This is a genomic window from Agrobacterium sp. MCAB5 (assembly GCF_052114365.1).
GTDB lineage: Bacteria > Pseudomonadota > Alphaproteobacteria > Rhizobiales > Rhizobiaceae > Agrobacterium > Agrobacterium tumefaciens.
Window position 1 is genome coordinate 15509 of record NZ_JBFREP010000015.1, and the last position, 23303, is coordinate 38811.

18 protein-coding genes and 1 pseudogene are annotated in these 23303 nt (G+C 55.3%); 7 read left to right on the forward strand and 12 right to left on the reverse strand.

The genetic code is table 11. From position 1 onward, the window contains the following. Positions 1–10: 10 nt before the first annotated feature. Genes AB4Z23_RS24405 through AB4Z23_RS24420 form a run of 4 tightly spaced genes read right to left on the reverse strand, consistent with a single transcriptional unit; the run spans position 11 to position 4494 of the window. Positions 11–943: an NAD-dependent epimerase/dehydratase family protein gene (locus AB4Z23_RS24405; RefSeq protein ID WP_111809807.1), complete on the reverse strand. Its 933-nt coding sequence runs from the start codon at positions 941–943 to the stop codon at positions 11–13. Beyond that, positions 943–1680: an SDR family NAD(P)-dependent oxidoreductase gene (locus tag AB4Z23_RS24410; protein WP_441360890.1), complete on the reverse strand. Its 738-nt coding sequence runs from the start codon at positions 1678–1680 to the stop codon at positions 943–945. The genes AB4Z23_RS24405 and AB4Z23_RS24410 overlap by 1 nt, the downstream gene beginning before the upstream one ends. A gap of 10 nt (positions 1681–1690) precedes the next feature. Further along, positions 1691–2965 (reverse strand): FAD-binding oxidoreductase, encoded by a 1275-nt coding sequence (locus AB4Z23_RS24415; RefSeq protein ID WP_441360891.1) that lies wholly within the window; start codon positions 2963–2965, stop codon positions 1691–1693. A 59-nt stretch (positions 2966–3024) separates the two neighbouring features. Further along, a complete protein-coding gene (locus tag AB4Z23_RS24420; protein WP_441360892.1) occupies positions 3025–4494 on the reverse strand; it encodes a UbiA family prenyltransferase in 1470 nt (489 codons plus the stop codon). A gap of 231 nt (positions 4495–4725) precedes the next feature. Here AB4Z23_RS24420 and AB4Z23_RS24425 point away from each other — a divergent pair, with 231 nt between their 5' ends. The 5 genes and pseudogenes from AB4Z23_RS24425 (at position 4726) to AB4Z23_RS24445 (ending at position 11813) form a co-directional block, all read left to right on the forward strand. Next, positions 4726–6603, forward strand: a complete 1878-nt coding sequence (locus AB4Z23_RS24425; protein WP_174004430.1) for a hypothetical protein — start codon at positions 4726–4728, stop codon at positions 6601–6603. 377 nt (positions 6604–6980) lie between these two features. Further along, positions 6981–7927 (forward strand): IS630 family transposase gene (locus AB4Z23_RS24430; RefSeq protein ID WP_441360929.1). Its coding sequence is split into 2 segments (ribosomal slippage): positions 6981–7320 and positions 7320–7927, totalling 948 coding nucleotides; the frame shifts between segments, so codons are not numbered across the junction. A gap of 836 nt (positions 7928–8763) precedes the next feature. After that, entirely contained in the window at positions 8764–10527 is a 1764-nt protein-coding gene (locus AB4Z23_RS24435; protein ID WP_441360893.1) for an ABC transporter ATP-binding protein, read from the forward strand. A gap of 247 nt (positions 10528–10774) precedes the next feature. Beyond that, a pseudogene (locus tag AB4Z23_RS24440) lies at positions 10775–11009 on the forward strand (fumarylacetoacetate hydrolase family protein); the annotation flags it as partial. A 24-nt stretch (positions 11010–11033) separates the two neighbouring features. Next, positions 11034–11813, forward strand: coding sequence for a 2-keto-4-pentenoate hydratase (locus tag AB4Z23_RS24445; protein WP_441360894.1), 780 nt, complete (start codon positions 11034–11036; stop codon positions 11811–11813). Between the two features lie 145 nt (positions 11814–11958). Here the strand turns inward: AB4Z23_RS24445 and AB4Z23_RS24450 are convergent, their stop codons facing one another. After that, positions 11959–12909, reverse strand: coding sequence for a bile acid:sodium symporter family protein (locus AB4Z23_RS24450; protein WP_004431095.1), 951 nt, complete (start codon positions 12907–12909; stop codon positions 11959–11961). Positions 12910–13117: 208 nt separating this feature from the next. Further along, positions 13118–13918, reverse strand: a complete 801-nt coding sequence (locus AB4Z23_RS24455) for a hypothetical protein (protein WP_441360930.1) — start codon at positions 13916–13918, stop codon at positions 13118–13120. Between the two features lie 138 nt (positions 13919–14056). On the opposite strand from AB4Z23_RS24455, the gene AB4Z23_RS24460 reads away from it, so the two are divergent. Next, positions 14057–15124, forward strand: coding sequence for a linear amide C-N hydrolase (locus AB4Z23_RS24460; RefSeq protein ID WP_025594990.1), 1068 nt, complete (start codon positions 14057–14059; stop codon positions 15122–15124). A gap of 32 nt (positions 15125–15156) precedes the next feature. Here the strand turns inward: AB4Z23_RS24460 and AB4Z23_RS24465 are convergent, their stop codons facing one another. The 4 genes from AB4Z23_RS24465 to AB4Z23_RS24480 all read right to left on the reverse strand — a co-directional run bounded on the left by AB4Z23_RS24465 (position 15157) and on the right by AB4Z23_RS24480 (position 20089). Next, positions 15157–16113, reverse strand: a complete 957-nt coding sequence (locus AB4Z23_RS24465; RefSeq protein WP_441360895.1) for a hypothetical protein — start codon at positions 16111–16113, stop codon at positions 15157–15159. Between the two features lie 99 nt (positions 16114–16212). Then, positions 16213–17898, reverse strand: coding sequence for an ABC transporter permease (locus AB4Z23_RS24470; RefSeq protein WP_441360896.1), 1686 nt, complete (start codon positions 17896–17898; stop codon positions 16213–16215). Further along, positions 17895–18980: an ABC transporter ATP-binding protein gene (locus tag AB4Z23_RS24475; RefSeq protein WP_441360897.1), complete on the reverse strand. Its 1086-nt coding sequence runs from the start codon at positions 18978–18980 to the stop codon at positions 17895–17897. Before AB4Z23_RS24475 ends, AB4Z23_RS24470 begins: the two co-directional genes overlap by 4 nt. A gap of 116 nt (positions 18981–19096) precedes the next feature. Continuing rightward, a complete protein-coding gene (locus AB4Z23_RS24480; protein ID WP_441360898.1) occupies positions 19097–20089 on the reverse strand; it encodes an ABC transporter substrate-binding protein in 993 nt (330 codons plus the stop codon). Between the two features lie 294 nt (positions 20090–20383). On the opposite strand from AB4Z23_RS24480, the gene AB4Z23_RS24485 reads away from it, so the two are divergent. Continuing rightward, a complete protein-coding gene (locus AB4Z23_RS24485) occupies positions 20384–21517 on the forward strand; it encodes an ROK family transcriptional regulator (protein WP_004431088.1) in 1134 nt (377 codons plus the stop codon). Between the two features lie 91 nt (positions 21518–21608). Here the strand turns inward: AB4Z23_RS24485 and AB4Z23_RS24490 are convergent, their stop codons facing one another. Both AB4Z23_RS24490 and AB4Z23_RS24495 read right to left on the reverse strand, forming a co-directional pair. After that, complete coding sequence (locus AB4Z23_RS24490; RefSeq protein WP_441360899.1) at positions 21609–22403, reverse strand: inositol monophosphatase family protein; 795 nt, start codon at positions 22401–22403, stop codon at positions 21609–21611. Further along, on the reverse strand, positions 22391–23287 hold the full coding sequence (locus tag AB4Z23_RS24495; protein WP_441360900.1) for a glycerophosphodiester phosphodiesterase family protein: 897 nt from the start codon (positions 23285–23287) through the stop codon (positions 22391–22393). Before AB4Z23_RS24495 ends, AB4Z23_RS24490 begins: the two co-directional genes overlap by 13 nt. Positions 23288–23303 lie beyond the last annotated feature (16 nt).

Sequence of the window (23303 nt, forward strand, 5' to 3'; positions counted from 1 at the left end):
GTACTGTCTCCTAAAAATCCAGCACAATCTTGCTGTATGTCGGGTGCAAATAGGTCTCGGTGATTGCACTGCGCAACGGAGTTGCCTCCACTCCAAAGACTACCGGCCAATCAATTACCGGAAATGTTTCGGGTATCACAAGTGCCTCAAGTTGGCTGGTTGTAAAAGGCGGCCTTGAACTCAACTTTCCGTAGATAAAAAGAAGCCACCAAAATATTTTGTAGGGGATGTAGATGATGCGAGCCTTGGGCTTCACGGTACTGTGAATCAAGTTTATCAGGTCGCCATAATAAACCTGCTCCAACCCCGAGATATCGTAAGTCCCTGTCGGCATTTTTTCCATGGAAGAGATGATGATCGCGGCGAAATCTCCCACATACAAAGGCTGCCTGATGAACTTGCCGTCGCCCGGAATCGGAAAGACCGGTGTGCGATCCATGAAACGGCGAAGCCACCCAAGATGCTTACGATCAAACCAGCCGAACATCAGCGTTGGACGCAAAATCACATGCGGAATATCCGTCACAGTATCGATGAACTGTTCCTGAGCCGTTTTCGATCGCGTGTAGAAATCATCGGCTTTTGAATTTACCACTGAAGACGAGATATGCACAAAATAAGGTATTTTATGCATACGCATTGCAGCGACGATATTTTCTGTCGCAGTCACGTTGTTTTCGGTGAACTCGTGTTCGTCCAAGCCACCGATCTGGGCTTGATTAAGCAGAACAGCGTCGACGCCCAGGAACGCATTTTGCCATTCTCCGGGTACGGCCAGATCAGCTTCAATGACCTTGATGTCAGGGTTCAGCTGGCGCAGCAACGCTGTGTTGCTTGGATGCTTGTCGATACCGATAATTTCAAGGCCGTCGACGCCCTTGAGACGCGCAATGATATTTTGCCCCACTAGACCCGCAGCGCCGGTTATGAGAATTTTCTTCATTATATCTCCATCCGGTTGAAGATACGGCTGGGGATATTTCGGATAACCAGCATGATGTAACGCCAGAACCCGGGCGCATAAGCGACCGGCCCGCCGCGTAAAGCTGCGGCATGAACAACTGCAGCAATCTGCTCAGGCCTCGCCCAAAGAAGACCGGACCTGTTCATACCTTCCGTCATCGGAGTTATTGTCGGCCCGGGTTTCACCAAAACGGCTCGAGGCCCCTTGTTTGCAAAACGGTGCGCGATGCCTTGGACAAGTATAGCCAATCCGGACTTTGCAGCACCATAGATATAGTTGGCGCGACGCCCGCGATCACCCGCCACCGATCCAATAACCACCAAAGTGCCCCTAGCCTGTCGCTCAAGCAGATCTGCCGAAGCCAAGCACCAAGCGGCGGCAGAATTGAAATTGACCCTCAAAATCTCTTCAGCGTGTTCTATATCGCGTTCCGCCGCGTGCTGATCGCCGAGAATGCCATAGGCAAGGATAATGTGATCGACACCACCGATCTGGTCAACGAAACCCTGCAGTTGACCGGTTGCGTCATTTGGCGTTGCGAGATCGCAGATAGCAATCTCAACACGCCCTGCACCCCTGCTCTTCAGGTCAGCCGAAGTTTGCTCCAAACGGCCCATAGCGCGACCGACAAGCAAAATTGATGCGCCCTCAGCGGCATAAATCCGCGCAGTCGCCATAGCGATGGAGGAGGTTGCTCCCAAGAGAATAACTCGCAATTTTTTTCCTTTAATCCTGAGCCACCCGCGTCCAAAAACCTGAACGAAATCCCGGATCGATATGTTTTGAGAAGAGATGCCAATCCGGATAACCGTCTTGGAATATCCTGGCCGGCATCCTGCCGTCCTTGGCGGGATAGAGGCGTCCTTTAGCCTCCATCACGATAGCATCCAGACGCTCCATCAACTTCAGCGTTGTTTCTCCCCGATTGGGGAAATCCAAAGCCAAAGTCGTTCCCTGGCGTGGGAACGAGAGCATCCCAGGCGACTTGAGCGACCCAAATGTCTTAAGGACCGCAAGAAACGAGCCCTGTCCACTAGCCGAGATTGTTTTCAACATCTCATTCGTCGCGTCTTCCTGCACCGATCGAGGGACAACGGACTGGTATTGATACATTCCCCTCCGACCATACATGCGATTCCAGCGGCCGATTGAGTCCAACGGATAAAAGAACGGATAAATACCTGTTCTGGTTTTTCCGCTTTTCTTACTACCCCGGTGGAAGTACGCAGCGTTGAAGGTGCGAATGGAATAGCTGTTCATCGCAAAGCCTGGCAAACTGACGGGCATGGTAAGCGCGGTATTGCCATTATCCAACAAACGGGAGCCAGTTTTGGCGTGGTTTCCACGCGTGAAAATTCCCCGACCCAGCTTGTCGCCACCAGAAAGGCAGTCAATCCATGAAACGCTATATTCGAAACCTGCCTCGCTCTCCTCAGCCAAGCGGAAAAATTCTCGTGTATTAGCAAATGGGATGTTTTCTGCGTCAATAATAGCGCTCTGGATAGGTATGACCTCCAGTTCTGCCCACGTTATCAGCCCCGTCAGCCCCAATCCGCCAATTGTCGCAGCAAAGAGGCCGGTGCTGTCGTCCGCAGCCAATTCGACTTCCTGTCCGTCCGACCGCAACAAGCCGATACGCCTTACCCAACGGCCTATAGTGCCGGTTCTGTGATGGTTTTTACCATGCACGTCGTTCGCGATAGCGCCAGCTATCGTTACAAACCGGGTGCCGGGGGTAACCGGTATAAAGTATCCCTGATGAACGATGATCCTGAGGATGGCATCGATGGACAAACCTGCTTCTGCACGTAGAACCCTTGTTTGAGGGTCGAAGTAAACCATCCTGTCGAGAGCAGTCATGTCGATCAACCCTCCATTCGGGTTGAGGCCGCTATCGCCATAGGAACGGCGCAGACCGCACGCCAACAGCGGAATATCCTGCTGACGGGCCTCATCCATCAGTGATGACAATTCGTCTCGCCAGGTCGGACGCGACAACATATGACGCGTCCTCAGAACGCCACCCCACGAGCTAACTCCAAAGGTGGAGGCAAAACGGCTCATAGCGCGACCAGAAAAACGATTGCAATGACGACACCGAGGCCGATACTCGGATTGTCCCTGATGGCGAAACTGACGGGGTCGTCATTCATGCGGCCCCTGTGCGCCAATATCCAAATACGGCCGAGCCATATCGACAGCAGAACAGGAATGGCAGACAGGAATTCGGGACGCGCATATTCATTGCCCGCCAGCATCTCCAGCAAGATGAAAATAACGAGAACGACAAGCGAAGCCATCGCGGCGCTCACGCCAAGAGAAAGCGTCAGAGGCGCGTCTCCCACTTCATAGCCTCGGCTCTTAAGGCTGGCCGCGCCACTGGTAGACGCCCGAACTATCTCGGTATGTCGTTTCGCCACAGCGAGGGAAAAGAAAAAGAACACTGCAAATGTCAACAGCCAAGCCGGACGCGAGTGCTCAAGCAAAACAGCGCCCATCACCACACGGGATGTAAAGAGAATCCCTATTATCAACGTATCGAGTAGAGGAATACGTTTTAGCCCAAGTGAATAAGCCCCCGTGACGATAAAGTAACCTAAAAGCACAGAAGCGAACTGCAATGAAAGCAGCGCTGCAGCGACAAAACCGATAAAAATAAGCGCCAGAGCGAGTACGAAGCCAAATCTGATCGACAAACGGCCACTGGCCATAGCGCGGTTTCGTTTCGACCAGTGCTGTCGGTCGGCATGCAGATCTGCAATATCGTTCAAAAGATACGTACCGGATGTTACTGCAAGCAGACAAAGAAATGCCAAGAGCGTCTCGACGAGTAAAGCTGCATTTGCCCACTCGTGGGCAAGGATCATCGGAACGAAAATCAAAACATTTTTTGTCCAGTGATGAACGCGAATCGCCTTCAAAAACCCTTTCAAGCCGATCGGCGAGTTGGAAAACTCAGCGACAACGGGCTTATTGAGTTTTCGAGCCTTGGCGGCAACGCCGTCGCTCGCACCGGCCAAAACTATCGCATCCGCAGCGGCCCAAACCGCGAGGTCTGCGCCGCTGTCGCCCACATAGATGAAACCCTCGGGAAAACGCGAGGCCAGATAGCTTGCTTTGGCCGGACCTTTCAGGTTGCTCTCACTGGACCCTACGGCGGAATTGAATATTCCTACCTTCGCCGCAACAACATCGACGATCGTCTGGTCGGCGGCGGAACACAAATGCAGAGTATGCCCCTCACCGGCTTTCTGGCGCAACCAGTTTACAAGATCGTCACGGAAAGGCAAAACAAGTGAAGTAAGATCAACCTGTTTGGCAATCGTGGCTTTCAGCACATGGCGACCACGCGAAAGAGTTGGCAGGGCCGACATCAATGCCATAGGTTTTCGAAATAACGAGAGCGCCGCAGCTTCATAAAGCGTATCCGACAGAAGAAGCGTTCCATCCAAATCAACAATGATGGGTAATTCCGAGAGGGCGTCACTCTCTGAGGAACTTTGTCCTTCTGATGAAAGGTGGAAACTCATAGTGGCCCTTACTTCCTTGGTTCGCTATCGCCTATACGAGAATAAGTGACCTATTGCTATCCGCTCATTTTTTGAATTGAAAATTACGCCTGTGAATGACTTTCTAGTGACATTGCCTCGGGGAAGTGCGTCGTGCCCCACCTACAATCATACGGGGTCTAATCAACTTGACAATTTCCAGCCTAAACGAGATAGCTCAGCAAATTAAAGGCAGAAGGCAGCAGTTTCATAATGACAATCATCAATTCGCGCTTGGCCCTGTTAGCATTTGCTACGCTGTGCGTGTCTGCCTTTTTTACGATATATTACGTCAATCAGCCGCCGCTCGATATGTATGCGTTTCGCCAAGCTCAAACGGCTTTGACGTCTTATTGGTTTATAAAAGAGGGCTTCGCCCTCGCTTATCAAACGCCGGTCGGCGGCAGACCTTGGGCGATCCCGTTCGAATTTCCGCTCTACCAGGGTATCGTTGCCGGTATTGCGAAAACATTCAACTTGTCACTTGATGCAGTGGGACGGCTGGTAAGCTACGTGTTTTTATTGGCGTGCCTCTGGCCGATTGCCGGAATCTGCAGGATTCTCAAGCTAAACCGCGAATCATTCTACATATTTGCGGCACTGATACTATCTTCTCCCGTTTATTTGTATTGGGGCCGGTCTTTCATGATCGAGACGACCGCGCTTTTCTTTACTATCGCACTTTTATATTATTTTACGCTTGGTGTGCGTGAGGGCTTTACCGCTAGCTGCAACGCGCTTCTGCTGTTGTGCGCTACGCTCGCATTGCTGCAGAAATCGACGACAGCATTACCCGTGCTAATCGTAATGGCCTTAATATATGCTTACGTGACATTGCGTCAGGCCGAGGGATTCAAATCGCTCTTCAAATTGAGAGTCCTTGCCGTGCCGGTTTTCGGCTTTCTAATCCCGGTTGTAGTCGCTTATATCTGGATAAAATTTACCGACGATCAAAAGTCTCTGAATGTATTGGGCAAGTATCTTACATCCGCCCGATTGAGCCCTTGGAACTGGGGCACATTCGCTCAAAGATTTGAACCAGCACTCTACGAAAAAGTCATCCTGATCAGGATGTTCGTTGGAAATCTCGGCGCTGTCGTTGGGTTGGTCTTGTTCGTTTACTTTCCAATATGGTGCATTAAGCAGGGACGAAAGATCGAACTTGTGCTCTTTTGCATAGCGCTGGCGCTTGGTTTTTTACCATTTTTTATGTTTCCCAATCTTCATTTAGTGCACACTTACTATCAGACCGCAAACCTGGTTTTTCTCTTGTTCGCGGCGGCGGTCGCTCTGGGAACATTGTACGGTTTCGCACCGAAAAAGGTTATGACCCTTGTCGTTATCATCATCGCGTCTAACTACATTTATTTCTCCATCAAGTACTATCCAGCGATCTCGCAAGAATTCAACGGCTACGATCGAGATGTGGCCGTAGGGAAGTCTCTTCGCAACGCGCTTCCTGACGACCGCCAGTTTATCGCGGCGGGTAACGATTGGAGCTCGACATTTTCTTATATGGCAGAACGCAAGTCTTTCATGATTAAAGATGGCTTTGCCGATACGCAACTCGTTTTGGCAAATCCGGATCATTACATGGATGCCGGAAAGGTTGCTGCGCTCGTATCTTGCGGAAACAATAGTATTGCACCAGCCGAGTTCGCTGACTTTATTGTTCAGAGACAATGGAACACCGCAGTCGTCAACGATTGTAAAATTGGGTTTTCCGGAACAGCGTTCAACGACGAAAACGCCGTTTCTACCGAATGCCACGGCGCAATCGACGTGAGCGAAATTGTTGACGATAATGGTGTTCGCGTTGCCAAGTTGGCCGGCTGGGTTATCCCCGCAGAGGGCGACAAAAGCGTTCATGAGCGAGTCTATGTTCAGCTCGCCGCATCTGACGGCAAGCCCAAATATGTCGAGGCTTTAAGAACCCCCAGAGACGACGTAAACTCACAACTGAGAATGCCTTTGGACAACTTGAGCGGATTTTCAGCGCTAGTGCCACTTGCACAAGGCCAAGGCTCTGAAGGCGTTGCCATCGTTCGTTCGCGAGGAGACGTCAAGAACATCTGCCGGCTCCGTCATTAAACAAATGATCCGGCAGTACGTACAATCCAAAGCGTGATTTCTGACTAATTGACGGAAGCAGTAGTCAATTTGGCTGTGGCAGAGGTGCCGTTAAGACGTGGGAAGAGTTGCAGCGTCTTTTCCAAGAGACCGCGGCACGATGCGGATCCAGCCGTTGCGATCAAATGTAGCGCCTTCTCCTGTCAGCCTTGAATAACACCCGCCCGCCGGTCGCACAAAAAAACTGTCACTACAGCACTCCTAGGGCTGATCGTTGTGCGGGGCAACGTTGGTAATGGGCGCCCCAATTAGAGCGTTTCCCTGACTGATTGAATCGGATGGCTTTGCCAATCAGTCTCCTTCTGATTCAAACTATCTGCCGATGGAGGTCGGCAGATATGTCGAGAGCCCTTTCCGTTGATCTTCGCATACGTGTGCTCGCTGCCGTGAACGGCGGCGCATCGCATAGAGAGGCTGCCGAGCGTTTCGGCGTGAGCGCAGCCAGCGTGAGCCGTTGGCGTCACTTGCAAATCCAGCAGGGAAATGTTCGACCCGGCCCGCTCGGCGGCGATCGCAATTCCCACAAGACAGAAGCGCATGCCGATCTGATCATGACCTGGCTCGGCGAGCACCGTGACGGCACCCTTTTCGAGCTTTGCAAAGCCTTGGCTGACCAAGGCATTTCCATCAGCAAGTCGGCGCTGCATCGCTTTCTTGTTCGGCACGAACAAACGCGCAAAAAAAGACTGGCCACGCGGTAGAGCAAAGCCGTCCGGACGTGCTGGAAAAGCGGCAATGCTGGTTCGAGGAGCAACTCGATCTCGATCCAGAGCGGCTCGTGTTCATCGACGAAACCTGGACCGCGACCAATATGGCCCGTACTCACGAGCGATGCCGCAGGGGCGAGCGGTTGCGGATGGGTTTCCCTCACGGTCATCGCAAGACGACCACATTGGTTGCGGGCCTCCGCAACACGGGAATGGTCGCGCCACTTGTCATAGACGGACCGATCAACGGTGAGTGGTTCGAGGCGTATGTCGCTCAGGTTCTGGTTCCGACATTGAAACCAGGAGACGTTGTCATCCTCGACAATCTGTCCAGCCACAAACGACCGGCAGCAAGAGAACTGATCGAGGCGGTCGGCGCGACAATGATGTTCCTTCCGCCCTACAGCCCGGGCTTCAACCCCATTGAGAAGGCCTTCTCCAAGCTCAAGGCTCTCCTGCGAAAAGCTGCAGAGAGAACCGTCACCGGACTGTGGGATCGCATCGGCAAGCTGATTGATATGGTCGAACCGCAAGAAGCTCAGAACTACTTCAATTCCTGCGGATATGATCCAACATGAAAGGGAAACGCTCTAGAGCGCGCGTTTTACTTGAATGCATACACAGGAAGCTCCAGTGAAACTGGATTCGAGGTGCTTCACTGAAGTCTTGCAAATCAAGAGAAGCAACCATCTGGACTTGTTAAATCGGTCAAAGGCAACCTTCAAAAATGCCTCATCTCTGGCTAATCGAATACGTCGTTTCGACTTTCAAATGTTTATCGGGCTGTCTCACAGTAAGGACAAGTCGCGCCGAGGTGACACCGGCAGTGTCCGAATGGGAAAGTCCAGCGAGCAAATCCAGCTCCTCTTGCTGTGGATCGGTCACGAACCGCTGGAAAGGAGCCGCCCAACCTGGTGAAGACGTCACGGCACGATTGTAATTTTTTAGAAGATGGCGGTTATCTTCGCCAAACCTGACCACACGCTGTTGGACGCACTCATCGCCTTCTTGCGATAGTCTCGTTTGCCGCAATAGAGCGTCTAATATTACCATTCATTCGGAGCGCTCAACTAGAAGGCAGATCGCGCCTCTCCGGAGAACCAGGCCAGAACGCCGATATTGACAGACAGAATGCGGGAGACTATTTGCTAGCAGCTAATGCGGGCCACATATAGCGCTGGACAGAAGCGTCTCGTCCTGACATGCGCAAATCGTTACCGGAATATCTGGGTTCGCGCGCCGGATATCCCTAAGTAGCGGTCGACTTAAGTAAGCGCAACGTGGATTGACCAGTGTAGCAAGGTGAATACAAGTGACATGCTGACTAGGTGACACGACAATTACCTTTGCCATGGGGCGGTGAGCAGGTCTTATCTCGGAACGTTATTTATCTTGAATTCGCAAGGATATTGCAGTGATCGGATCGTTTTTGTCGCCAGACGACAAAAAGCTGCTAGCGCGGCTCTTTAAGGAAAACTTCAAAAAACACGTTGGCTGGTATTCTGCGGCGATTGCGGCAATGCTTATCGTCGCAGGTACGACCTCTCTCAGCGCGTGGATCATGCGTGATATCGTCAACAGTGTTTATCTGAAGCAGGGTTTCGACGTTGTCCTTGAGATCGCGTTTGCAGTTGCAGCCATTTTCATCGTTAAAGGCTTCGCCACCTTTGTACAGAGCTACTACCTCAGCAAAGCGGGCAACAGCATTGTTGCCGAGCAACAGCGAAAAATCTATGACCGGTTATTGAAACAGGGAGTCTCCTTTTTTCAGAACCTGCCGTCCTCCGAATTGCTTGTGCGCGTCACCTACAATGCACAAGCGGCCCGAAGCGTCATAGACACGATCGTAACGTCTTTCGTCCGTGACCTCTTTTCACTCCTTGGCCTGATTATCGTGATGTTCGCCCAGAATTTCCTTCTGAGCGCGATTTCCATGATTATCGGTCCTTTGGCGATCTTCAGCGTTCGTCTCGTTCTGCGTCGTGTTCGCAAGATCATGGAAGCGGAACTTGCTTCACTCGGAGAAATCGTCAACGTCGTGCAGGAAACCAGCATCGGCGTACGCGTCATCAAGGCGTTCTCTCTCGAAAATCTGATGCGCCAGCGCATGAACAAGGCGGTATCCGATGTCGAGCAACGCGCCAATGGCATTGCGAAGCTTGAAGCGGCAACAAGCCCGATCATGGAGACGCTGTCCGGTCTCGCCATTGCCGCTGTCATCGCCGTATCCGGTTACACCGTTCTTGAAAAAGGTGGTTCGCCGGGCGACCTGATGGCCTTCATTACTGCCCTGCTTCTCGCCTATGAGCCAGCCAAGCGTCTCGCTCGCATGCGTGTCCAGATCGAGGGCGGTATGATCGGCGTGCGTATGATGTTCGAGGTTCTGGACGCTCCGTTGACACTTGCCGAAAAGAAGGATGCCCAGCCGCTCCCCAAGGCAAGCGGCAATGTGGAACTCAAGAACGTCAGCTTCGAGTATGTTGCTAACCAGCCGGTTCTGAAGGACGTCAGTGTCCTCTTCGAGGGTGGCAAGATGACTGCGCTGGTCGGGCCTTCCGGCAGCGGCAAGTCGACGATCATCAACCTCATGATGCGTCTTTATGATCCGCAAAGCGGTTCGGTCGAGATCAACGGAATGGATTTGCGCGATGTGTCCTTCGCAAGCTTGCGCGAGCATGTTTCTTACGTGGGTCAGGAAACCTTCCTCTTCTCGGGAACGGTGAAGCACAACATTTCTGTCGGTCGTGACAACGCTACCGATGAGGAAATCATCGCTGCGGCCAAAGCGGCMAACGCACATGATTTCATCATGAGCATGCCTGATGGTTATGAMAGCAAGCTTGGCGAAAACGGYTCCGGTCTGTCCGGTGGCCAGCGTCAGCGTGTTGCCATCGCCCGCGCCATGCTGAGAGATGCGGACATATTGATCCTCGACGAAGCWACGAGCGCGCTCGATTCCGAATCCGAGGCGCTTGTTCGGGACGCGCTTGAGCGGTTGACGTTTAACAAGACGTCGATTGTCATTGCCCACCGGCTCTCCACGATCAACCGGGCCGACAAGATTGTCGTCATGGATAATGGTCAGGTTGTGGAGCAGGGAAGCCGTCGCGAGYTRCTCGCAACGGATGGTCTCTACAAGCGCTTGCACAGCATCCAGTTCGATGCGGACGTAGCCTAAGTCAAACAATTATCGGGCGGCATTGCCGCCCGATCCTTATTAAGCTTGCCTGTTACGTCAGATACCTTCGGCCGGTTATGCCGATTACAAGGCGATATCCATATCGCTCGCTTGCCCTCACCAGGAGCGGCAGAATCTGCCACGCGTTCATCGCTCAACCCTATTAGCGGCGCGGCAACGCTCATGGTGCCGACGACTTCCTTCCCCTGACGGATGGCAACCACGATTGCCGCTCCTCTTCGGCCAAAGCTTGAGCCCGCTCGACCCATGGCTTGTGAACCCGGACCAAATCGACGATCTACAAAACCTAGTGCTCTGGCTCGATGCGGCTCATGCCCGGTGACGTCGTCACAACCGGCATGCCRCCACGCGTCGGCCATGGAAGTAAGCCGCCGGTCTTCCTGAAAGCAGGAGATGTTGTCGAACTTGGCATTGATGGCCTTGGCAAGCAGCGCCAAATCGTGACAGCATTCGGCCAATAGACAGAATGAGGGATGATGACTGGAATGACGGCGATCGAAAAACTGGCCCAGCGCCTTCTGAAAGCAGGCCTGAACAGCAGCAAAATTCCGCTAGCGTCAATCGAGGTGGATGGCCTCGTTCCAGACGGCCTTGAGGAAGCCATGGCCGTTCAACGCGCTTTCGTTGAAGCTTCAGGCAAAACGGTGGGRGGCTGGAAGCTGGCGATCCGGCCGGACGGGAACGCGGTTGCTGCGCCGATGGTCGATTGTTATGGCGTCGATGAGGATAACGTCGCGTCTTTTTCGGGAGCGGACATCGAAGGCATCGAAGTAGAAATCTGCTTCACCCTCGCCTCCGATATTCCTGCCCCAACGACGTCCCCGTTCAGCAGAGCCGATATATTAAAGCATATCGACGCCGTTCACCTCGGAGTCGAGCTGCTCGGCTACCGGCTGGTGGAGAAGAACCAAGTCCCCTTCCCGCTTTTTCTGGCGGATCGCCTTGCCAATCGCGGGTTTGTTCTCGGGCCGGAAATCGACGCGGCAATCGTTGATACCTTTGCCGACAATACCGGCGATCTGCCGCATCTGACGGTGACCGAAGGCACAGATATCCGTTTCGATGCGGTGGTGAAACACCCTAATACCGACCCACTCGCCCCGCTTATCGCTTTCGCCAATTCCCCCCTCAACAGGGATGGAACGCTGAAGCGCGGACAGATCGTCACCACCGGCAGCCTTTGTGGGGCGATAACAAGCGACCTTGCCGCCGACACCTATATCGATATGAAACCGGTCGGGGCTTTCACACTTTCATGCTCTTGATCGTCGCCTTCGGCCATCGACGCGGATAGTGCTTCCGCGTCGATGGCGATTTTGGTCGAGGCGTTGCGGACCTGCAGCGTCATATCCCGAAGAACCTCTTCGGGCTGCTTCACATCCCCCGTCGGCCAATCTTCGTCCGGCGATCCTATCCGGCTTTCGTCGTCGCCGTCGTGTCCACCCGGCCCGAAAACCAGTTGGCCAGCAACGCGCCGGAGATATTGTGCCAGACGCTGAAGATGGCGCTGGGCACAGCTGCGAGAGGCGAGAAATATGCCGTCGCAAGAGCGGCACCGAGACCGGAGTTCTGCATTCCCACCTCGATGGCGATTGCCTTGCGCTTGGCGAGGGAGAGACCCGTCGCCTTCGCCGCAAAATAGCCAAGCAGATATCCAAGACCGTTATGGAGAACCACGACGGCAAATATCATCAGTCCGGACTGGGCTATCGCACCTTTCGATGCGCCGACAACCGCCGAAACAATCAGAACGATACCGATCACGCTGACAAGCGGCAACGCAGGCACAGCCGCCTTGACGACGTTCGGCAACAGCTTCTGCAAGGCGGCTCCAAGTGCCAGCGGCACCAGAACGACCTTGACGATGCTCAGGAACATTGCCCAGCCATCGACAGGCAGGAACTGGCTGGCGAACAACCACACGAGGAATGGCGTCACCAAGGGAGCAGCAAGCGTCGTCACTGACGTGCAGGCGACGGAAAGGGCGACATCGCCCTTCGAAAGATATGTCATGACATTGGACGATGTGCCGCCAGGGCAGCAGCCAACCAGGATGACACCTGCTGCCACTTCCGGTGGCATCGGGATTAGCAGGGTCAGCAGCACCGCAAGTAACGGCATGATGAGGAACTGGCCGAGCACCCCGATGGTGACATCAACAGGGCGCCTCACGACTTCACGAAAATCGTCGACCGAAAGTGTGAGCCCCATGCCGAACATGATGATCGACAGAAGCGTAACGATCCACGGCGCAATCTGCTTGAAGGTTTCTGGAAAATAAAAGCCGAGCACGGCAAACAAGATGACCCAGACCGCAAAGGTTCTTCCCACGAAAGCCGAAACGGCTGCCAGCGATTTCATGTCTATACTCCCAMAATGAACATGAGACCCCGTCTAGTCGGCATGGTCGCTGTGTCAAGGTCACGCGGGACGGTCAGTGGTCCATGCGCGGATGAGATCAGGACGAGCCCCAACAAACATCAGTGCAAAGCRCGGACGCAGCGGGYGAAGTGCATCTTCACAACCACAGGCGGGTAGACCGCACAGGGTGTGCGTCGGGCGTAAACCGTCAAAACCTATAGGTCAGCCCGACAACAGGGCCACTCAGCCGCGAATCGAAGACGTAGCCGTCATGCGAATAATCGACATCAAGCACCTTGTAGCCGGCCGAGACAGAGAGTGTATCGGTAAAGATGTAGTTCATCGTCGCCAGGGCCGACCATGTCAGATCCGATCCTGCGCCAAATCCGCCGATGTCGACCTGMCCCTGAAGTGAAAGCCGGTCCGTCACGCCAAAAAATACCCTTGCGCCGATGACTGGATCCACCCAGCCGAAGTTTTCCTTRTGGGTTGCCGACACGCTGCCGATCAATGGGTGACTGGCCGTAACCGCGACCTCGTTGGAAATATGCCAGAAGCGTGCACCCGCCAGCGCATCGAGCGTGAATCCTTCCGTATCCACGATCCGATACCCGGCCTGCAGCGTTGCCATGAATTCCTGGGTATCGACATCAGCGTTGATGGCCGCCCCCGGGGGCAGCGTCGGCAAGCCGGGAATTTGCAGGGCCGGCAACGGGCCGGTGGCCTTGCTGTCGGTCGTGTAGACATACATCAAGTCGCCGGACAGAACGAAGCGGTCGTACCGCCCCCAGATATTAACAAATCCCCCGAAGTTGAGATCATCCATGACGTCRGAAAATGATTTCTCGACGTGAAGSGTCGGCGCACGCCGGAACGGTGAAATGTTGCCGTTCAACCCGGTTGCCCACAAATAGCCCGTAACCTGAAGCGTCCAATCGGGTTGATCAACTCCCGCGGGAGTGAAACTCTGCGCATCCGCACCTAAGGCCAAGCTTGCGGAAAAAACCATAACGGTCGAAAAAATAGATAATTTTAGCAAAGGCTTACCCYCCGTCCGGCACCGAAGGTAAACCGATTTGACATCCGGCAACAAGTCCGATTTTCTATCATACGCTGCAATCGCGCCGCGAGCACCGGAGGATGCACCATGCGACCGAAGACCATTCCTTTTTTGTCTGCCTGCACCGCCACCGTTTTTTCCATTGCCACGCTTGCGACATCGGTGGCTGAAGCCTGCACACGGTTCGTTTATCTGGGTGAAAACGACCAGGTCATGACTGCCCGCTCCATGGACTGGAAAACAGATGTTGGCACGAATATCTGGGTCTTTCCGCGCGGAATGGAGCGGTCTGGCGAGGCCGGGCCGAACTCGGTCAAATGGACCTCGAAATACGGCAGCGTCATTGCCTCGGGCTACGATATTTCCACCACGGATGGCATGAACGAAGCTGGCCTTGCCGCCAACGTGCTCTGGCTGGTCGAGTCGAGTTACCCAGCCTATGATGGCAAGTCTCCGGGACTGTCCATTGCGGCATGGGCGCAATATGTACTCGACAATTTCGCCACGGTCGGCGAGGCCGTCAACGCACTCGAGAAGAACCCCTTCACGGTGGTGACGGACAGTGTGCCGGGGGAAGAACGTCTCGCAACGCTGCATCTATCGCTGTCGGATGCSAGCGGCGACAGCGCAATCGTTGAATATATCGATGGCAAACAGGTCATTCACCACAGCCGCAAATACCAGGTGATGACCAATTCCCCGACTTTCGACAAACAGCTGGCCCTCAACGAATACTGGACGCAAATCGGGGGCACGGTGATGCTTCCCGGCACGAACCGGGCATCGGACCGATTTGCCCGCGCAGCGTTTTACGCCAATGCAATCCCCAAAAGCGAAGACCCGGTCGAGGCAATCGCCAGCGTGTTCAGCGTCATCCGCAACGTCTCGGTGCCCTATGGCATAACCACCCCCGACCAGCCGAACATTTCTTCAACGCGCTGGCGCACGGTGATCGACCACAAGCGAAAGCTCTATTTCTTCGAATCCGCTTTGACGCCGAACATCTTCTGGATAGACATGACTAAGCTCGACGTCTCGAAAGAAACAGGCTCCGTGAAGAAACTCGACCTGGGGCCAAATCAGATCCACATCTACTCCGGCATGGCGAACGACAGGCTGAAAGACAGCAAGCCTTTCAAATTCCTCGGACTTTGAGAGTGCCGCGGCGACGGCGCCGCACCCTGCCCTTACCAGCCATTCAGGCAGACGACCGTCCTGTCGTCGCTGAATTCGGTGCTTGTCGAGCCTTTTACCGAAGGATAGTCGGCGAGTTTGTGAAAATCTGCCGCCTCGACGCGGTCAAATTCCGCTTCCCAGTCAGCGACATCGGTTCCAGCCGGCAGAGACAGATAGCCGTCGGAAAAGATTTCAAGGCTCACAAGCGTGTCCTTGGCGATGCTAAGATCGACCGTCCCCTCTTCTATGACCGTTCCGCCATTGACCGAGGCGTATCCCAGTACGTGTCCCTGCCTGTTTGCGAATTGCGGCTGGACGCGAATTCCTCCCATCAGGAATTCCTCGACCGCTTCGATATCGCTCTCAAGACCGCTCATGCGGGCTGCGGCAATGACAACATTCTCCGCCTCCTGCGCAGTCATGATGCCGTTTTYGACAGCGGAACGCAGGCCGGAAAAGATGGTCGCACGCGTGCGTGCCTCGGCTGCATCACCATCCCTCAGAGCGGCAAAAAGCTGTTTGAAGACAAGGATGCGCGCCGATGTACTTACCTTGTCTATAAGCTTGGCATGCTGCAGCAACCGGGAGCCGTTGATACGCACACCGGAATCGCCWGCCAGAAGCAGGCGGAAACTGTCTCCCAGGTCGGCAACGATTGCCAGGGTTGTCGACGGTGGATGGCTGGCATTGATGCGCTCGGCCTCCTGCTTCAAGATATCGCTGATGTTCTGRAARAGCTTSSGCGCGGCAATTGTTTCCAGTGTGCCATCGAGGCCCATTTTCGCCACGGCATTTGCGGCAGCAAGTGCTGCGATACGGCCCGAGCTCAAGCCGCCGTAACTTGCACCGGTCGGGTCGGTCGCACCGTCAAAAACGGCCAGAACCCGTCCCGGTATGATCAGCGCSACATCGTCCCCGGGCGTYGCGGCGTTCTTGTATTTCGATTGCGAAAAGCTCGCGATATTCATCGTCGTGTATTCCTTGCAGAGGGAGGCTGGGCAGAGGGAGGCTGGCGGCGACACGTATGTCGCCGCTCCTGCAGKCKTTTGGTGAGGGMTGRTATGGTTTCAGACGAAAGAGGCTTCTTTGTCTTCCGAGAGGCGGAACACGATGAAGACGCAAAGTCCGGTGCTGACCAGAAGGACGGTTGAAAGCGCCGCAGCCGTGCCAAACTCGCCGTCAATCACCTGAACATAGATGAGAACCGGCATGGTGATCGTTCGTGCCGTGTAGAGGATCAGCGTCGAGGACAGCTCGTTGATAGCCGTTATGAAGCTCATCAGCGAACCGATGATGAGACCKGGCAGCATCAGCGGCACCGTCACCGACACGAAGGTCTTTGCCGGCGAAGCCCCGAGATTGACCGCAGCCTCCTCGATGGACGGTTTGATCTGCCTGAGGATCGATGTCGTGGAGCGGACGCCGTAGGGCAGCCGGCGGATAAACACCAGGACGATGATGATGAGCGCCGTCCCCGTGATATCAAAGGGTGGATAGCGGAACGTCGTAACGTAGCCGATCGCCATGACAACGCCGGGAATGAGGTAAGGCACCATCAGCAGGAGATCGAGCGAGCCGGAGACCGCATTGTCGCGTCGCACCACGATGAAGGACAGCAGGCCGGAAACGATCGCAATCAGTACCACGGCAGCCAGTGCAAACGTGAAACTGTTGGCAATCGCCTGCGGTGAATCACGAAGGATACGGGCATAGCTGTCYAACCCGAAGCCGCCGGTAAAGACGGGACCGCTGGTTGCGAGGAACGAGGTGYAGATGACCGTGAGCGACGGCAGCATGGCGATGAAGACGACCAGATAGCAGAAGCCGTGCACGATGAACGACTTCAACGGGCGCATGGACTGCTTTACCGGCCTGTTGGTCAGTGAACTGGCGTAACGGCGCTTGGCAAGAATGTGCCGCTGCAACAGAAGTGCCGCCATCGAAATTGCAATCATCACCATGGAAATCGTCACCGCCATGGTCGGCGTACCGGCCATTTCGGAGGTGTATTGCGCATAGGCGATTGTCGAAAGCGTTCTGATGCCCTTGCCGAGGATTGCAGGCGTTCCGAAGTCGGCGATGGACAGCACGAAGCAGATGATCGCGCCGGTGCTGACTGCCGGAAAGACCAGCGGCAAGGTGATCTTGCGGAAACGCTCGAACGCCGTGCAGCCGAGATTTTCCGCCGCGTCCTCATAGGACTTGTTGATGGTGTTCAGCGCGTTCTCCGTCATCAGGAAGATGTARGGAAAGAACTTCAGGCTGAAGACCATCACGATGCCCGGGATYCCGTAGATCGTCGGCAATGAAATGCCGGCGAAGGACAAGAGATTGGTGACAGCACCRTTGGCACCGAACAGCATAATCCAGGCGTAAGCACCAATGAAYGGCGGTGCGCACAGAACCAGAACCGCGAAAGTSGCAATGAAAGTGCGCCCCTTGATGCGGTAACGGGACGTGCAAAAGGCAAGCGGAATACCGAGAAGGCAGGCGCCCAGCATGCCCAGCACGCCGATCAGAAGCGTATTCCAGAGTGCGACGGTGTAAAAWCGTCGCGTGAACACTTCCGCRTAGTTGCTGAGACCGAASGCMCCGGTTTTGGCATCGAAGAAACTKATGAAGAAGACGCTGAAAATCGGCAGGATCAGGAAGATCGCCAGCAGGATGACGGCAAATACCGTCACGCTTGTCCAAAAACCTGGCAGTCGCAGGCGGAAACCGCCGGGAGTTGCAGTCGCAGTCATATCCGTCATGACAGGCGCTCCCCGGTTACGCCCTCGCCGAACAGCTTCGCATCGGCCGCGCGCCAGGAGAAAGTGGTCTTCTGGTTGGGCTGCAGTGCAATGATCTCAGGCGATGGCTTGGTGATCGCCTCGATTTCCTCGCCCGACGAGAGAACGGCTGCAACGTTCATCTCACGCCCCGTGAAGCTGACCAGTCTTATGGTCACGGGCAGTTCGATGCGCTCGTCACCATCGATCGCGGCAGGACCGACAGAAATCGCCTCCGGGCGGATGGCGGCGACGATCTTCCGTTGCGGGGAAATCGCATCCGCCTGCGGCAATGCGACCTTGTGGCCGGAAATGGATGTCTGCCCGCCTGCACGATCAAGCGTCAGGAAGTTGTTTGCGCCCACGAACGACGCGACGAAGCGGTTGGCGGGATTGTTGTAGACTTCCCAGGGTGGTGCAGCCTGCTGAATGACGCCGCCATACATGACGCAAACCAGATCGGACATGGCAAGCGCCTCTTCCTGATCATGCGTGACATAGACCGTGGTGATGTTCATGGCCTGCTGGATTTCACGCAGTTCCCGGCGCAGGTCCACGCGAAGTTTGGCGTCGAGGTTGGACAGCGGCTCGTCCATCAACAGCACTTTCGGGTTGATGACGAGTGCGCGTGCAAGACCCACACGCTGCTGCTGGCCGCCGGAGAGTTCGTGAGGCATACGCTTGGCATAGGGAGCGAGCTGCACGACATCGAGAATCTTGCYGACCCGTTCGCGGATCTCGGCTGAAGACGCCTTGCGCTGTTTCAGACCGAAGGCAATGTTGTCAAATACCGAAATATGCGGAAACACCGCATAATCCTGAAAGACCATGCCGACATCGCGCTTGTGGGCGGGCACATGTTCGATCGCCTGTCTTTCGATGCTGATGCTGCCGCTATCCTGCTGGTGAAAACCGGCAATCGTGCGCAAAAGGGTCGTCTTGCCACAACCGCTGGGTCCAAGAAGCGTAAAAAACGATCCGGAGGGAATGGAGATGTTGATGTCGGAGAGGGCAACGACATCCCGGTAACTTTTCTTGATGCTGGTAATTTCTACGGCGGCCATGTGCTGCTCCATGACATATCCTGCGCGGCACGCGACCACGGTGGACGGAACGAAATGCTGTTGTGAAAGAGGTAAGCAGGGGACGGCTGCCTGACGCGCCGCCCCCGGCAATGTTCTTACTGGACGTCGAGCAGGATCTCGTTCCACTTTTCCATCAGACGCGAGCGGTTGTCCGCAGCCCACTTGAAGTCGTATTTCGCATCCGGAACATCGGACAGCGGAACGAGCGCCGAATTGGCAGGAACATCGGTTCTGACAGAGCGACGACCGGCTTTCACCACGACTTCCTGCGCTTCCTTGGAGACGATGAAATCGATGAAGGCCTTGCCGTTTTCGGCGTTCGGCGCACCCTTGACGAGCGCCATGCCGTCAGGCGCGATTGCCGTGCCTTCTTTCGGATARACGATCTCTACCGGGGCGCTGCCAAGCTTGTAGCGCAGGGCGGCGTCTTCGAGCGTGATACCKACCGCCTGCTCGCCATCATTGACGAAACGCGGAACAGCGCCTGAAGAGGTGGAAAGAACGGAGTTGCCGAGAATGCCGGTATAGACTTCCCAGCCCTTCTCCTCACTGTCGAAATCCTGCAAAACCGTCGCCATCTGGATATAGGCGGAGCCGGACTGATCGGCACGGGCCGAGGAAATCAGACCCTTGTATTCAGGCTTGGCAAGATCGGCCCAGGATGTCGGAACCGGCGCGCCTTTCAGCGCTTCCTTGTTGACGATGAAGGCAGTAACGACTGCGGTAAAAGGAACCCAGTTGGTGCTCGGCGAAAAGGCAGGGTTGATCGATGCTGCCTCGACAGGCTTGTAAGGTTCGAAGAGGTCGGCGGAAAAGTCGATGACGGTGCCATCAACGCTCCAGATCACRTCGCCCGCCGCCTTGCCGCTTTCCGCCTTGATGCGGTTCATCAGCTCGCCGGACCCGGCTTTGACAAGCTCGACCTTGGTGCCGGTCTTCTTTTCAAACATAGGCAGCAACTCATCCATGAGCTGCTGCGGCGCTGCCGAATAGACCACGACGGTACCTTCCGCATGGGCGAAAGCCGCACTGGCAAGGAAAGTTGCGCCARCAACAAGGCGCGCGAAAATAGTGCATGATTGACGCATAAAGGGTGCTCCGTTTTTTTGTTCCCTGACTGGCCAGGCAGTACGACATAATTTCTTATTGATTTTGCGTGTCGCTACCCGCCGTCTGGTATTTATTTTCTTTACGTAAATTAATTAGTCAAGCTGCAATTTATCTTGAATACAAAAATCCAATATCCGTCTGAAAAAACTCAACATTTGAAGACAGCCGCGCTTAATCTTCGAACCTGAAAAGTCAGGACGTTCCGGAAAACAAGGTGCACAGCCACTGAAATTGCGCTAATCATCCGACTTAACTTCTCGTGGGAGACTTGGTTGATCGACCTCGGCTACAATGAACGGCGTCTGCTCGAAATCCTGCGCGGCAAGGGAGGCATGTCGCGCATCGAACTGGCGCGCGAGATGGATGTTTCCGCACCGACCCTCACCCGCCTGACGGCCAATCTTCTGGAATCCGGCCTGATCCTGGAAGCCGAGGAAGCGCGCAGCGACGGCAAACGGGGGAAGCCATCCACTGCCATCGAGATCAATCCGAACGGACTTTTCACGCTCGGGGTCTATTTCAACCCGGACGATCTACGTGTCTGCCTGGCCGATCTCAACGGCACGATCAGGCAGGAAATCAGGTCCGAGCTTGAGGGGCACAGTTTCGAGCATATCATGGAGATGGCCGAGACGGCCGCCCGACAAGTGGTTGAAAAGGCAAAGATCAAAAAGAAGGATGTGCTTGGCTGCGGCATCAGCTTTCCAGGCCACTTCAAACGTGATCGAGGCCATGTCTTTCGCATCAAGCAATTCGAGAGCTGGCGCGACATCGACGTGGACAAGGACTTCCAGCCCTATTTCGATTTCCCGGTCTTTCACGAAAATGACGGCAATACCGTCATCCTCTCGGAGCTGTATTACGGAGCGGGTCGAAGCATCCGCAATTTTGCGATGATCTGGCTGACATACGGCATAGGCGGCGCCGTTGTGGTTCAGCGCCATCTCTATCGCGGCACGAACGGCAATGCCGGCGAGTTTGGCGGCCTGTTTCCCAAATCCCATCCACGTCCCTCTGGACAGGACCTTTGCGACACGCTGGCCGCCCACGGAGTGGGCATCCGGCGTTTGAARGATATTGATGAAAGCTATTGCGACCACCCCGCCGTGGTTGCCTGGCTGGAAAGGGCGACCGACCAGCTTCGTCTGCTGGCGCTGACGGTTGCCCGGACGATGGATCCCGGCGCCATCATTTTTGGCGGATCGCTACCCGACTGGGTTCTTGAACACATCGTGCAGCGCATCGGCTCGCTGGAAATGCTCGGCGAAGACTTTTTCGTCGAGCCACCTGAAATACGCAAATCGATGATGAGCGACCTGCCCCATCTCGGTGCCGCCAGCATACCGATCTACCGCGCCACAACGCCCAGCTATTATTCCGGCCGGGCGCTGAAGGGTTGGGCATAACCACCAGTCGTCAGAGGCTTTTCGATCCGATAGCCATTGGTTGGTGCCGGGTGTATGGATCTCTCACCCGGCACCGGTTTTTATGGAAATTTCAGGCAAGTTCGGCCGGGACCAATTCCGCGATCTCAGGCCAGAGCGTCTCCGTCACGGCCATCAATTCAGGCGTTGCGGCGGCAACCCAGGGAATGCCGGTTTCGCCGCGCGTTCCAATCCGCACGTCAAGACCCGCCTCCCTTGCCAGAACAACGCCACCGGCGATGTCCCACATGGTCGTCAGTTTTTGCAGATGGCCATCGAAGATACCGCGCGCTGCAAAAACCAGTGAAATCGAGGTCGAACGGATGGATTCCACCACCCAGCCCGCATGCCTCAAGCCGACATTGAGCGCCGCCACCTCCGCGGCATCGGCAGACGCGCTGTCACCGAGCGACATCACCTGCACTTCCTTAAATGGAACATCGCGCGCAAGCGGCTTGCCGTTCAGCAACAACCCTGTTCCTTCGGCAGCCGAATAGATCTCCTGGAAGACTGGCATGGCGACGACCCCGATTTCCGGGMMGCCGTTGCGCACGAAGCCCAGCGAGATGCCCCAGAGTGGTGAGCCGCGAAGGAAGTTTGCGGTGCCGTCGATGGGATCGATGATCCAATAGGCGTCATCTGCGATCCCGCCCATCTCCTCGCCGAGAACGGTTTCACCCGGAAATGCCGCCGCCAGCCGGTCGCGCACCAGCCTTTCAACCGCGGTATCCGCTTCCGAGACGAAGTCCTGAAAACCCTTGGTGCGGGTGGCGATGCTGCCGCGCGCTTCGAAAAAGCGAAGGGCAAGACCCATCGCCTCCTCKATGATGCCGGCTGCACGCTCGAGGCGCTGGTTCATCGTGTCCATGACCTGCCCGTCTCGCCTGCATCCCCCTTAAGCCAGCCCGTGAAGGCCTCGACTTCATCCGTCTGGATTGCACCGACGCCGACCTGCGCCAGTGCGCCCCACACACCTTCTGCATCGGAAAGTGCGCGCGTGTCGTTGAGATCGAGGCAATGGGAAACGTCGAGCGTGTTGATCCAGAGGCGGATATTCTGACGCTCCATTTCGGCGCGGCCTTCGACCAGATCAGCGATATCGGTAAATTTTACCTCKATCATCGGCGCGCGCAACGCTTCGATGCGGCGCAGATCCTCGGCAAACTTGCCCTTTCTCACYGGAAACATCGGCATATGCGGGATTTTGCCGAACCAGTCGGTATCCAGCACATCGAAATGCTCGGCTTCAGGATCGATATCGGTTTTCACCAGAACCTGATCCGCGACGCCGAGGCGCAGTACGGTTTCCATGACCTGAGGCAGGTCACGGGCGAACTTGGTATCGATATTGACGGTGATTTTGCCACGCGCCTCTTCCAGCAATTCTTCCAGCGTCGGTACGCATTCCTCCGTCACATCGGCTGCATCGCCGCCAGCACCTGCCTTCAGCCGTGCGGCACGGACGACATCAAAGGCCAGTTCGCTCACTGTCCCCCGCCCCGTCGTCGTGCGGTCGAGCGTCTCGTCGTGAATGACGACCAGCCGGCCATCGGCCGTCGCCTGCGTGTCGATCTCGATCATCTCCACCCCGGCAGCGACCGCTGCGCGAACCGAAGCCAGCGAATTTTCAGCGGTTGCGGTCCAGAACCCACGATGGGCGATGGTGAGGATCGCGGGATTGTCGCGCGAGCAGAGGGCGAGAACRTYRCACGGATTGGAGACTTTTCGTTGGGCTGCAAGGGTTTGAGGCATTTTTTCACTTTCGGAT